Annotated in this window: 11 protein-coding genes; 8 read left to right on the top strand and 3 right to left on the bottom strand. The window is 76.2% G+C overall.

What is annotated here, in order from left to right; translation table 11 throughout:
- Positions 1-133 precede the first annotated feature (133 nt).
- From ACWGSR_RS15450 to ACWGSR_RS15475, 6 genes are all read left to right on the top strand, one after another.
- Positions 134-1,210: a GNAT family N-acetyltransferase gene (locus ACWGSR_RS15450; RefSeq protein WP_453566796.1), complete on the top strand. Its 1,077-nt coding sequence runs from the start codon at positions 134-136 to the stop codon at positions 1,208-1,210.
- 115 nt (positions 1,211-1,325) lie between these two features.
- The gene (locus ACWGSR_RS15455) at positions 1,326-2,618 is read left to right on the top strand and encodes a glycosyltransferase (protein ID WP_453566768.1); all 1,293 of its coding nucleotides are present in this window, start codon (positions 1,326-1,328) and stop codon (positions 2,616-2,618) included.
- Complete coding sequence (locus ACWGSR_RS15460; RefSeq protein WP_453566770.1) at positions 2,615-3,424, top strand: polysaccharide deacetylase family protein; 810 nt, start codon at positions 2,615-2,617, stop codon at positions 3,422-3,424. Before ACWGSR_RS15455 ends, ACWGSR_RS15460 begins: the two co-directional genes overlap by 4 nt.
- Positions 3,425-3,620: 196 nt before the next feature.
- Positions 3,621-5,603, top strand: a complete 1,983-nt coding sequence (locus ACWGSR_RS15465) for a hypothetical protein (protein ID WP_453566772.1) — start codon at positions 3,621-3,623, stop codon at positions 5,601-5,603.
- 43 nt (positions 5,604-5,646) lie between these two features.
- Positions 5,647-6,096 carry a hypothetical protein gene (locus ACWGSR_RS15470; protein WP_453566774.1) on the top strand — a complete coding sequence of 150 codons (450 nt, stop codon included), beginning with the start codon at positions 5,647-5,649 and terminating at the stop codon, positions 6,094-6,096.
- A gap of 80 nt (positions 6,097-6,176) precedes the next feature.
- A complete protein-coding gene (locus ACWGSR_RS15475; RefSeq protein WP_453566798.1) occupies positions 6,177-7,157 on the top strand; it encodes a glycoside hydrolase family 26 protein in 981 nt (326 codons plus the stop codon).
- 6 nt (positions 7,158-7,163) lie between these two features.
- On the opposite strand, the gene ACWGSR_RS15480 is transcribed toward ACWGSR_RS15475, so the two are convergent.
- The 3 genes from ACWGSR_RS15480 to ACWGSR_RS15490 form a co-directional block, all read right to left on the bottom strand.
- Positions 7,164-9,293, bottom strand: coding sequence for a lipopolysaccharide biosynthesis protein (locus ACWGSR_RS15480; protein WP_453566776.1), 2,130 nt, complete (start codon positions 9,291-9,293; stop codon positions 7,164-7,166).
- Positions 9,290-10,474 (bottom strand): DegT/DnrJ/EryC1/StrS family aminotransferase, encoded by a 1,185-nt coding sequence (locus ACWGSR_RS15485; RefSeq protein WP_453566778.1) that lies wholly within the window; start codon positions 10,472-10,474, stop codon positions 9,290-9,292. The genes ACWGSR_RS15480 and ACWGSR_RS15485 overlap by 4 nt, the downstream gene beginning before the upstream one ends.
- A 176-nt stretch (positions 10,475-10,650) precedes the next feature.
- Entirely contained in the window at positions 10,651-11,550 is a 900-nt protein-coding gene (locus tag ACWGSR_RS15490) for an RNA polymerase sigma factor SigF (protein WP_376245508.1), read from the bottom strand.
- Between the two features lie 219 nt (positions 11,551-11,769).
- Between ACWGSR_RS15490 and ACWGSR_RS15495 the strand changes: the two genes are divergently transcribed.
- Together ACWGSR_RS15495 and ACWGSR_RS15500 are read left to right on the top strand one after the other, a co-directional pair.
- Positions 11,770-12,138 carry an STAS domain-containing protein gene (locus ACWGSR_RS15495; protein WP_376245504.1) on the top strand — a complete coding sequence of 123 codons (369 nt, stop codon included), beginning with the start codon at positions 11,770-11,772 and terminating at the stop codon, positions 12,136-12,138.
- Between the two features lie 105 nt (positions 12,139-12,243).
- The gene (locus tag ACWGSR_RS15500; protein ID WP_376245501.1) at positions 12,244-12,666 is read left to right on the top strand and encodes an ATP-binding protein; all 423 of its coding nucleotides are present in this window, start codon (positions 12,244-12,246) and stop codon (positions 12,664-12,666) included.
- Positions 12,667-12,845 lie beyond the last annotated feature (179 nt).

A 12,845-nucleotide genomic window follows, 5' to 3' on the forward strand; every position in this document is an offset into this window, starting at 1 on the left:
GTGTCCCCGTCTTCGCCGGTCGGTCACGGAAAGGCCGAGTATCCCTGTCTCCGGGCGTTGCGGGCCGGTACCGTCCTGTCCTGGCAGGACTCGGGGGGAAGACCGGGGGGTCGGCAGGGTGAGCGCTGTCCGCATGCGGGTCGTGAGGCCGGGGGAGCTGAGCGCGCGCGAGATCGGGGCGTGGCGGCAGCTGCGCGCCACGTCCGGTGCGCCCGCCAATCCCTTCATGGAACCGGAGTTCACGCGCGCGGTCGCCGAGGTGCGGCCCCGGGCCCGGGTCGCCGTCTGGTGGGAGGGGGACGAGCCCGTCGGCTTCTTCCCGTACGAGAAGGGGCCGTTGGGGCGGGGCCGGGCCATCGGGTTCGGCGTCTCCGACAGCCAGGGGGCCGTCCTCCGGGACGGCCTGCGGCCCGGCGCGCGCGCCCTGCTGCGCCGCTGCGGCCTCGTCGACTGGCAGTTCGACAACCTGGAGCAGGGCCAGCCCGTCTTCGAGGGCGCCGCCGTCGGGTCCTTCGCCTCGCCCGTGATCGACGTCGGCGAGGGGTACGCCGCCTACGAGGCCCTCCTGCGCGTCCGGTCGCCCAAGTTCCTGAAGACCACCCTCGCCAAGGAGCGGCGGCTCGCCCGCCGGACCGACGGCGGGGTCCGCTTCGTCTTCGACGAGCGCGACCCGGCGGCCCTGCGCACCCTCATGGCGTGGAAGTCCGCCCAGTACCGCAGGACCGGCCGCCGCGACCGCTTCGCCCAGGAGTGGATCACCGCCCTCGTCCGCCGTCTGCACGGACTCCGCGCGCCCGGCTGCTCCGGCGTCCTCTCCGTGCTCTACGCGGGCGAGCGGCCCGTCGCCGCCCACTTCGGGCTCCGGTCCGCGACCGTCCTGTCCTGCTGGTTCCCCTCCTACGACCCCGAGTTCGCCCCGTACTCGCCCGGTCTCGTCCTCCACCTGCGGATGGCCGAAGCCGCGGCCGCCGCCGGGATCGGCGTGCTCGACCTCGGGCGCGGCGACGCCGAGTACAAGGACGCCCTCAAGACCGGCGAGCTGACCGTGTACGAGGGGGCCGTCGTCCGGCCCGGCGTCCGCGCCGCCCTCCACTGGGCGGGCCGCGAGCCCGCCCGCCGCCTCCACGGCTTCGTCCGCGCGCGCCCCGCCCTCGCCGCCCGGGGCCGCACCGCCCTCAACCGGATCGCCCGCCTGCGGGGCGGACGCTGACCCCCGGACGGAACGGTCCCTTCCCGCTCGCGCCGCCGCCCGCGTCCCCGCCCGTACGCCCCCCGGGAGAACCCCGTTGAACCTCCCCGCCCGTACGCCCCCCGGGAGAACCCCGTTGAACCTCCCCGTCCCCCGCCCCCTCTCCGTCGCCGAGCTCGACCTCGACGCGCCCGAGGGGCCCGTCCTGTCGTTCCGGCCCGCGCCCGGCGGGCCGGAGGTCGAGGGCGGCGGCGTCTACGCGCTCGTACGGCTCCGGGGGCGGCCCGCCGCCACCGTCGTCGGGACCGTCGCGGACGGCGAGGACCCCGCCGAGGCGCTCGCCGCCCTCGCCCGGGAACGGCTCGCCCGGCCCGCGCCCCCCTCCGACGCCGAGCGGCTCGCGCGGAACCGAGCGGAGACCCGCGGGGAGGCCGGCCCGGTCACCCCGCCCCGTACCTCCGTCGTCGTCGCCACCCACGAGCGCCCCGATCGGCTCGCCCGCGCCCTCGACTCGCTCCTCGCCCAGGACCACCCCGACTTCGAGGTGGTCGTCGTCGACAACGCGCCCCGGACCACGGACACCCGTGACCTGATCGCCCGGAAGTACGCCGGCCGCGTCCGGTACGTCCGCGAGGACGTCCCCGGCCTCGCCGCCGCCCACAACGCCGGGGTCGCCGCCGCCGGCGCCACCGTCCTCGCCTTCACCGACGACGACGTGATCGCCGACCCGCACTGGCTGACCGCCCTCACCGAACCCTTCGCCGCCGACCCCGGCCTCGGCTGCGTCACCGGCCTGATCCTGCCCGCCCGGCTCGCCACCCCCGCCCAGGTCCTCCTCGAAGCGCACGGCGGGTTCGCCAAGGGCTTCGCCCCGCGCCTGTACGACCCGGCCCGGCCGCCCGCCGACGAACCCCTCTTCCCGTTCACCGCCGGCGGCTTCGGCTCCGGCGCCAACATGGCCTTCCGCGCCGACGCCCTGCGCCGGGCCGGCGGCTTCGACCCCGCCACCGGCACCGGGACCGCCGCGAAGGGCGGCGACGACCTGTACGCCTTCGTCGCCGTCCTCTCCGCCGGCTTCCGCCTCCGCTACACCTCCGGGGCCCTCGTCTGGCACCACCACCGCGACACCTGGCAGGACCTGCGGAACCAGGCGTACGGCTACGGCGCCGGCCTCACCGCGTACCTCACCGCGACCCTGGTCCGCCGGCCCCGGCTGCTGCCCGCGCTCCTCGCCCGCCTGCCGCGCGGCCTCGCGCACGCCCGGACGACGACCGCCCGGCGGGCCGGCGGGGCCGGGAGCGGCGTTCCCGGCGAGCACGGCACCCATCACCCCTGGCCTCGCAGCCTCTCCCGACTGGAGCGACGCGGCATGCTCTACGGCCCGATCGGATACGCCAAGGCCCGGCTGCGGAAGGCGGGCCCCCGATGACGAGCGCGCCCCTCCACACCCGGATACCCGTCCTCCTCTACCACGCCGTCATGGAGGACCCCCCGGACTGGATCGCCGAATTCACGGTCGCGCCCGGGGAGTTCGCCTCCCAGCTCGACGCGGTCGTCGCCAGCGGCCGCACCCCGGTCACCGTCGGCACCCTGGCCGCGCACCTCGTCTCCGGGGCCCCGCTGCCGGACCGGCCCGTCGTCCTCACCTTCGACGACGGCTTCGCCGACCTGGCCGGGCCGACCGCCGAGGCGCTCGCCGCCCGGGACCTGCCGGCCACCGCGTACCTCACCACCGGCGCCATCACCCCCGGCCGCCCCTGTCTGCTGCCGCCCGCGCCGATGATGACCCTCTCCCAGGCCCCGCGCCTGGAGCGGTACGGGATGGAGATCGGCGCCCACACCGCCACCCACCCGCAGCTCGACACCCTCGCGCCCCGCGCCCTGCGCCGCGAACTGCGCGAGTCGAAGGCGGTCCTCGAAGACGTCCTCGGGCACGAGGTGACGCACCTCGCCTACCCGCACGGCTACAACAGCCCCGCCGTGCGCCGGGCCGCCGCGGCCGCCGGATACACCTCGGCCGTCGCCGTCCGGCACGCCCTGAGCTCCCGGCGCGACGAGGTCCACCGCATCGCCCGGCTCATCCTGCGCCGCACCCACACCACCGCCGACGTCGAGCGGTGGATGGCGGGACGGGGCGCGAGGGCCGCGCCCTACCCGGACTCGCTGCCCACCGTCGGCTGGCGGACGTACCGCAGGGCCCGCGCCCTGCTCAAGGGGCCCGGGTTCGCGGGCTGAGCGACGGCGGGAGCCGGCCGGACGGGCCGGACCGGGACCGGCGTCGGAGGGATCGGGCCGGACCGGGATCCGGACGGGTCGGCCCGGCCGGACCGGGACCGGCGAAACCCGTGCACGCGACGGGAGTCGCGCACCAGGACAGGACCGCAGCACGTTCCCCCGCCTGGTCCGGGGGGACAGTGGGGGAGGACGCGTCGTGCGACAGCACCGCCAGGAGCCGGCACCGGCGAGGGAGGGGGCCGTGCCCGCGCGGGCCGGCGCCCCCGGGCGGAAGGACGGCGGCCGTCCGGAGACGCCCGCGCCGCGCCCGCGCCGCACGCCCGGGCGGAAGGACGGCGGCCGTCCGGAGACGCCCGCGCCGCGCCCGCGCCGTGCCCCCGTCCCCGCCCTCTCCTGGCTGCCCCCCGCCCTCCTGGCGCTCGGCCTCGGCCTGTGGGGGCTCTCGCTGCCCCTGGTCGACTTCCGCTCCATGGGCGACTACGGACTCCTCGACCGGCTGCCCGTCCCCTTCCACGCCTCCCTCGTCGTCCTCACCGCGGGCTTCCTGGTGGCGCTGCGCCGCGCCGGGACCTCACCGGGCTGGCCGCTCGTGTACTGCGTCGGACTCCTCGTCGCCCTCAAGGCGGCGCCCGCCGTCCTCTACGACTCGGTGCGCTACCCGTGGGCGTCCAAGCACGACGCCGTCGTCAGCACCCTCCTCGGCGCCGGTGAACTCCGCCCGCACGCCGCCCTGTCCGGCAACATGTCCGCCTACGACCAGTGGCCCGGCTTCTTCGCCCTCAACGCGGCCCTCGTCCGCGCCTTCGGCGTCGAGTCCACCGCCGTCTACCTCAACTGGGCGCCCATCGTCCTCGGTCTGGTCCTCCTCCCGGTGCTCGTGCTCCTCTACCGCACCTTCACCGAGGACTGGCGGCTGGTCTGGACCGCCGTCTGGATCTTCCAGCTCGCCAACTGGGTCGGCCAGGACTACCTCGCCCCGCAGGGCCTCGCCTACGTCCTCCACCTGACCGTGCTCGCCTTCGTGCTGCGCCACTTCGTCCGGCCCGGCTCCGCCGGACGGCTCCGCGACCGCACCGCGCTCGACCCGGCCGCCACCGCCGTGCCGCCGTCCACGACCACCCGGCAGCGGGCCGTCGGGGTGCTGATCCTGTCCCCGCTGATCCTCGCGGTCAACGCGGTCCACCAGCTCACCCCGGTCATGCTCTGCGCCGTCCTGGCGGCCCTCTGCCTCACCCGCCGCCACCGCAACCTCGGCCTCCTCGCCGTCACCGGCCTGATCATGCTGGGCTGGAACCTCACCATGGGCCGCCCGCTCTTCCTGGAGACCCTCGGCACCCTCGAGGACTCTTTCGGCCGGCTCACCCAGAACTCCCGCGCCGGCTACACCGGACAGCTCACCGGCCCCGGCCCCGAACTCGCCGGCCGGGCCGGCATCGCCATGGCCCTCGCCGTCGTCCTCTTCGCCGGCGTCGCCGTCCTCGCCCGCCGCCGCCTCGCGCACGGCGCCCTGCCGCTGCTGCTCGCCTCGGCCGCCCCCCTGCCGCTCTTCGCCGTCAACGACTACGGCGGCGAGATGCTCTTCCGCGTCTACCTCTTCGGGCTGCCCGGCGCCGCGTTCTTCGCCGCCGCCGCGCTCGTCCCCGCCGCCGGCGGCGCCCGCCGCAGCCGCGCCGCCGTCACCCGCCGCCGGGTCACCGCCGTCGCCCTTCCGGCCGTCCTCCTCGCCCTGACCGCCGGCTTCCTGACCGCGTACTACGGCAAGGACGCCATGTACTACACCCCGCCCGCCGAGTCCGCGCTCGTCACCCGCGCCATCGACGGGATGCCGGCCGGCGGGCTGCTCCTCGCCACCTCCGGCTCCTTCCCCCGGGCCCTGCACCGCTACGACGAGGTCGAGCACTGGTGGTTCTGCGAGCAGGACCCCGCCGAGAACGGGAGGATGCTCGCCGACCCGGCCCGGTACCTCGCCGACCGCATCCCGCGCGGCGCCACCGCCCGGGTCGTCCTCACCCGCACCCAGGACGTCTACACCGCCGGCGAGGGACTGCTCCCGGCCGGCGGCTTCGCCGTCCTGCGCGACCGGCTCAAGGCCTCCCCGCTGTTCAGGACCGTCGAGGAGCACCCGTACGGGATCGTCCTCGACCACACCCCGTCGACCACCCCGGGCGGTGCTCCGTGACCCTCGAAGACCACACTCCGTCGACCACCCCGGGCGGTGCCTCGTGACCCCCGAACCGACCGCGCCCGCCCCCCGGACCCGGGGGCGCCGGGCCAGGGCCTCCGTCGCCGCCTCCGGCTGGCTCGCCCTCGCCGCGACCCTCCTCCCCGACGGCCTCCCGCTCCGCTGGGTCCCCGTGCTGCTCTTCGTCTGCCTCGGCCCCGGCCTCGCCCTGCTCCATCCGCAGCCCCGCGGACTGCGCCCGGGCGCCCGCCTGGAGGCCTTCGCGCTCGCCGCCCCGCTCAGCCTCGCCCTCGCCGCGCTCACCGCCACCGTCCTCTTCCTGGTCGGAGGTTTCTCCGTGCCTGCCTTCCTCGCCCCGCTCGCCGCCCTCACCACGGCCGCCGCCCTCCTCCCGGGCCTCCCGCTGCCCGCCGCCACCAGAGGCGCCGTCACCCCCGCCGACGCCGAGTCCTTCCTGTCCCGTGGACGAGGGCCCGGTGGGGGCCGGTGACCGGCGGCCGGCGGGCCCGGGGCACCGCCACCGGACGCCTCGCGGTCGCCCTCGCCGCCGTCGGCGCGCTGACCGCCGCGATGGGGGTCTGGGCCACCGGCGACGAGGGCGGCGACCGCTGCGCCCCCGACGCCCGGCTCGTCGCCCCCTGCGGAGCCTGGTGGGGCGCGTACCTCCCCCACGACCGGGACGGTTCGCTCACCCGGCCCGTGTACGCCTTCGAGCGCAGGATCGGCCGCAGGCTCGACCTCGTGTACGCGTACCACGACATGTCGGGCAACGCGCTCGACGGCACGCTCCTCACCGACGACGAGCGCGAACTCGGCCGCGACCGGCTGCTGATGCTCGCCTGGGAGTCCACCGTGTGGAAGGAGCCCCACCACGCCGGCTGGACCGAGACCCAGCTCGGCTGGAAGGACATCGCCTCCGGGCGGTACGACGCCGAGGTCGTCGACCCGCAGATCCGCCGCGTGAAGGAGTACGGCAAGCGGGTCTTCCTCTCCTTCGACCAGGAGGTCGACGCCCGCATCGAGGAGGGCGCCGGCACCCCCGCCGAGTACGTCGCCGCCCACCGGCACCTCCACGACCGCTTCCGGGAGCTCGGCGCCGACAACGTCGTCTGGGTGTGGACCGTCTCCGGCCACCTCGGCATGGCCGACGAGATGAGAAGCCTGTACCCCGGCGACCGGTACGTCGACTGGATCGGCATGGACCAGTACAACTACTACCGCTGCCACGGCACCGACGCCTGGCGGGACTTCGACGCCAGCCAGCGCCCCGCCTACGACTGGCTCCGCGCGAACGTCTCCGACCGGAAACCGGTCATGCTCGCCGAGTTCGCCACCGCCCCCGACCCGGAGGACCCCGAGCGCCACCGCGACTGGTACGCCAGGATCCCGAGGGTCGCGCCGACCCTCCCCGAGGTCAGGGCGTACGTCCACTGGAACCGGTCCGTGCCCGGACCCGGCTGCGACCTCACCGTCGACTCCGGGCCGGGGCTCGACGGCTACCGGACGGCCGGGCAGGACCCGTACTTCAAGCAGCCCCTGCCGCGGAGCTGAGCCCGCTCAGGAGCGCGGGCCCCGGACCGCGTACACCACCGCCGTCACGCCGGACAGGCCGAGCAGCAGCGGGAGCGGACCGGCGGCGAGGAGCTGCTGGGCCGCCCAGCCGGCCCAGGTCAGCACCCACACCGCCCCGGCCGTGGTCCGCCCGCTCGCGCCGAGCAGCCGCAGCAGCACCGCCGCGAGCACCAGGCACAGGCCCTGCGCCACCACCGGCGCGAACCGCGCCGCCGGACCCGTGCCGAGCAGCTCGGCGCCCGGTCCGGCCGCGACCGGCGGAAGCACGCCCAGGAGCGGCGGCGCGGTGTGCAGGGCGAGGAAGGTGGCCAGCAGCACCACGCCCGCGTACCCGCCGCGGAAGGCGCGCGGGCCGACCGCCGCGCCCTGGAGGCCGATCAGGGCGAGCCCGGCCAGCAGGGTCGGCACCGGGAGCGCCGCGAGCAGGTCCGGGCCGGAGGGCCGGGCGGCGTCGAGCGGGGCGGCGGACGCCAGCGGCGGCCAGAAGGCGAGCACCGCCACCGCGAGCAGCGCCCACCGGACGGCGGGCAGCGCGCGGTCCCTCGCGGCCGGGGGCCGCGCGCCGGGCACGGGCCCGGGCGCGCGCGGCCGGGGCGCGTCCACGGAGGTGCCGTACGCGGGTGTCACCGCGTCCACGGGTGTGCCGTACGCGGGCGTCACCGCGTCCACGGGGACGCCGTACGCGGGCGCCACCGCGTCCCGGGCGGCCGTGGCGCGCGAACGGGCCCTCTGCCGCGCCCAGTCGGTGCCGTACCCGTCGTCGTCGGGGGCGGCGGGCGCCCCCGGCTCCCGCCCCTTCAGCACGGCCCGCAGCCCCGGCGCGCACGCCGCGGCCATCACCGTCATCCCGCCGAGGACCGCCCAGCCGGCCCCGCTGATCCCGTACGGGCCGAGCAGCACGGCCGCGCCGCCGAGCACCAGGACGCACATGCCGGCCTGGACGGCGGCGAGCACGCCGGTGCGGCCCTGGACGCGGAGGACGCCGATGTACAGCTCCACCGCGACCCGGGGGAGCGCCCCGGCGGCGAGCAGCCGCAGCACCGTGGAGCCGTGGTCGGTGTAGCCCCGGCCGAAGGGGGTGAGGACCAGCGGCGCGAAGAGGACCAGGACGAGGACGACCGGGACGAGCAGCAGCATCATCCGGCGCAGCGCGCCCCGGACGCCCTCGGCGAGGGACTCGGGGCTGTGCGAGGCGTGCGCGGTGAGCGAGGAGGCCATGTTGATGGCCATGAACTCCATGGTGCCGCCGACGGTGTACGCCGTGTAGAAGAAGGCGTTGTGCGCGGCGTCGAAGCGGACCGCGACCATGACCGGCAGCAGGCTGATCATGGCCAGGCTGAAGAAGGCGCCGGCCGCGTCCCCGGCGACGAACCGCCCGATCTCGCGGTACGAGGGGGGTTCGCGGTCCCGGTCGGCGCGGGCCTGCTGCGGGATGAGCCGGCGGAAGACCAGCCAGGCCAGCGGGACCGTGGAGAGCGCGATCGCCGCCGCCCAGGAGACGAAGACGCCCAGGACGGGCAGGGCGGCGGCGAGGACGACGAGCAGGACCAGCTTGCCGAGGGAGAAGACGGCGTTGCCCACCGGCACCCAGAAGGCCTTCCGCAGGCCGGTGAGGACCCCGTCCTGGAGGGTGAGCAGCGCCCAGCCGACGGAGGACAGGGTGAAGAAGAGGCCGGCGGAGAGGGTGCCGAGCGGGGCGTACGAGGGGCCCCACAGGTCCAGGGTGAGCAGGAAGATCCCGGAGGCGGCGGCCACCACGACCGTGCTGAGCAGATAGAGGCGGGCGACGAGCGGGCCGGTGGCGCGGCCGGCCCGGGGGACGTAGCGGACGACCGCGCCGGAGAGGGTGGTGGCGGTGACGGAGGCGAGCATCCGCTGGGCGGCGATGGCGGCGGAGCCCTGCCCGACGGCCTCCTCGGTGTAGTGGCGGGCGGCGATCAGCCAGAAGCCGAGGCCGAGGGCGGCGGAGACGCCGGTGGAGAGCATGAGGGCGTAGGCGTTGCGGAAGAGCGAGTCCTCGCCGCGGGAGCCGCCGTCGCCGCCCTTCGCCCCGGAGGCGCCGGGCCGCCCGGGGGCGTCCGGGGCGGCGCCCCGGGGCACTCCGGTCCCGGTCACCGGGCGCCGCCGGGGACCGCCGACGGGTGCGCGGGTCGCACCCCGGCGGTCCGCAGGGCGGCGAGGGCGGCGCCGGCGCGGCGCGGGTCGACGGGCAGGGCGTGCCGGGCGAACCAGGCGGCCCGCTCCGGCGCGGGGGAGGGGTCGGTGAAGCGCCCGCCCGCGTAGGCGTCGAGCGGCGGGTCGTAGAGGTAGCCGGTGGTGATCCGGCGCCGGGCGAGGGCGGCGACGGCCGCGTCCCGGTCCTCGACGAGCAGCGGCACCCGGAAGAGGGGCAGGGCCTCGCCGCCGGAGCCGTACTCGCTGGCCAGGAGCCGGGCGGTGCCCGCCCGGTGGGCGTCGAGGACGGCGTCGAGCCGGGCCAGCCGGCGGCCGGTGCGGCGGAGCCGGGCGGCGCCCGGCCGGAGCCGGTAGTCGTGCAGGTCGACGCGGATCCAGGAGTGGAAGGGGTCGAGCGCGGGCGCGGCCGGGAGGGCCCGTTCCAGGGCACCGGGGCGGAGCGGCATCCGTATCCCCTCCCGCTCCTCCCGGCCGAGCGTCCGCAGCGCGGCGCGGGCGGCCCCGGTCAGGCGCAGACCGCGCACGGCTGCCTCCGCGTACGGCCGTGCCAGGTGGGCGAGTTCGGCGGTGGTGCGGGCCGGACGCAGCAACGCGTCGCGGGCGGCGGCCAGTTCGTCGCGCAGGGCCGGGTCGGCGAGGGCGAGGAAGCCGCCGGTCCCGGCGCGGGCGTGCTTGGAGAGGCTGAAGACGGACGCCTCGCCGTACGTGCCGACCGGGCGGCCGCCGACGGTGGAGCCGATCGCGTGGGCCGCGTCCTCGATCAGCGGGACGCCGAGCCGGTCGCAGCGCTCCCGCAGCTCCGGTGCCGGGTCGGGGTTCCCGTACAGATTGGTCGTGAGGACGGCGGAGAGGCCGCTCCAGACGGATTCGGGGACGGCCGCCGCGTCGAGGGAGCCGTCGCGCGGGTCGAGCGGCGCCTGCACCGGGCGGAGGCCGGCGGCGAGCACGACGAAGAGGATGACGTCGTCGTTGACCGGCGACATCAGCACCCGGCCGCCGGGTGCGCACCAGTGGCGCAGCGCGAGGTAGAGGCCGAGGCGGCACGACGGCACGTAGAGGCACTCCCTGCCCCCGAGCCGGTCGCGCATCCGCCCTTCCAGCTCCGCGTACGCAGAAACCATGTGATTCCCCCCTGAAATCCCCGGGCCCAATGTGGCCCGGTCCGGACGGCGCGTCAACAACGCGGCCCGGACGCGCGGAAAGGGCCCGTCCAGGGTCGGCAGACCGTGAACGGGCCCTTTCCGCGGCCGACCTCACGGCTGCGGCCGTGGTGGCGGCCCGGGGCGGGGGCCGGAGGTCATTCCTCCAGAGTGAGGCCCTGGCGCAGCCGGGTGAGGGTGCGGGCCAGGAGCCGGGAGACGTGCATCTGGGAGATGCCGAGCTCCTCGCCGATCTCCGACTGGGTCATGCCGGAGACGAAGCGCAGGGAGAGGATCTGCCGCTCGCGGGAGGGCAGCGAGGCGATCATCGGCTTGAGGGAGGCGATGTACTCGATGCCGGCGATGGCGTGGTCCTCGTAGCCGAGCCGGTCGGCGAGCGCGGCCTCGCCGCCTCCGCCGTCCTCCTCGGTGGGCTGGGCGTCGAGCGAGCTGGCGGTGTACGCGTTGCTCGCGGTCATGCCCTCGACGACCTCCTCCGGCGCGATGCCGAGTTCCTCGGCGAGCTCGGCGACGGTGGGGGAGCGGTCCAGGCGCTGGGAGAGGTCGTCCGTGGCCCGGGCGAGGTCGAGGCGGAGCTCCTGGAGGCGGCGGGGTACGTGCACGGACCAGGAGGTGTCGCGGAAGAAGCGCTTGATCTCGCCGATGATGGTCGGCATCGCGAAGGTGGGGAACTCGACCCCGCGGGAGAGCTCGAAGCGGTCGATGGCCTTGATGAGGCCGATGGTGCCGACCTGGACGATGTCCTCCATCGGTTCGCTGCGGGTGCCGAACCGGGCGGCGGCGAAGCGGACGAGGGCGAGGTTGAGTTCGACGAGGGTGTTGCGGACGTACGCGTGGTCGTGGGTGCCCTCCTCCAGCTCCGCGAGGCGGGCGAAGAGGTCCTTCGACAGGGCGCGCGCGTCGACCGGGCCGATCCGGTCGAGGGGCTGGTCGAGCAGCCGGTCGGCGAGCTCGCCGGGGAGGGGGGCGGTGTGGTCGACGGAAAGGATTGCCGACGGCGCGTCGGGGGTACGCGTGGCGTCGAGCCGGGGTGACATGGGTCTCCTTCGGGTTCTTCTCGCAGCGGTTTGCGGCGCCTCCAAGCCGGCCGTTTCGGGTGTTCTCTCTAGCCCTACCTGCTCGACCCTGAAGGTTGCAAGTGCCATTAATCCCGTTTGTCCCGTTATGAGATGGACCTCGTGTGCATCGAGGGGCGCTCCGCTTGTAGTGTTCGAGGACGTCAGTCGGCATCCGCGAGAGCGAGAAGAGGCACGGCCATGGACCGCGAACACATCGGCAGCGCACTGCCCGCGCGGCTGCGGGTCGAGACGCGGGCCGTGGGGGAGAGCGAACTCCTCACACCGGTGGGCGAACTCGACCATCACACCGCCGAACTCCTGCGCGATCCCCTGGACGGGGCACTGGACGCGGGCCGCTCGCGGCTCGTCGTCGACTGCTCCGGTCTGGAGTTCTGCGACTCGACCGGGCTCAACGTGCTGCTCGGCGCCCGGCTGCGGGCGGACGCCGCCGGCGGCGCGGTGCACCTGGTGGGCATGCGGCCCGCGGTGGCCCGGGTGTTCCACATCACGGGGGCGGACACCGTCTTCACCGTCCACGACACGCTCGCGACGGCACTCCCCGAATGAGCCCGGCCGGACCGGGCAGCCGGGCCCCGGGCCCGGTTCCGGCCCCGGTCCCGCACGACCCGTACGTCCCGCCCCAGTCCCGTCGATCGGTGAGGTGAAGCGCTGATGGACCAAGCTTCCGACGTCCGTACGCTCGCCCTCGGCGAGACCAGCGGCACGGTGCCGCTCGCCCGCGACTTCACGCGGACGGCGCTCCACGAGTGGGGCTGGCTGCCCGCCGACACCGCCGACCGCAGGGCCGCCGCCGAGGACGTCCTCCTGGTCGTCTCCGAGCTGGTCACCAACGCCTGCCTGCACGCCGACGGGCCCGAGAGCCTGCGCGTCCTGCGGCTGCCCAAGGTGCTGCGCCTCGAAGTCACCGACCGCGGCGCCGGCCAGCCCGCCCCGCGCACCCCGCACCGCGCCGGGCGCCCCGGCGGCCACGGCATGTTCATCGTCCAGCGCCTCTGCCGCGACTGGGGCATCGACCGCACGCCCGGGGCCCTCGGCAAGACGGTCTGGGCGGAGCTCTCCGCGCCCGGCGACTAGGGCCTGTCCGGCCCCGGTCCGCCGGACGGGCCCTGGACCGGGCCCGCCGGAGACCGTGAGTGAACGCAGGAGGCCGCCGCACCGATCCGGGGGGGCGGGGCCCAGCGGGTGGGGGGGGGGGGCCGGCGGGGGGCGTGGCCCAGGGGCGCTGGGACCTAATTGGGGTGAATAAAAACCCC

The sequence above is a fragment of the Streptomyces sp. NPDC055632 genome (assembly GCF_053618675.1).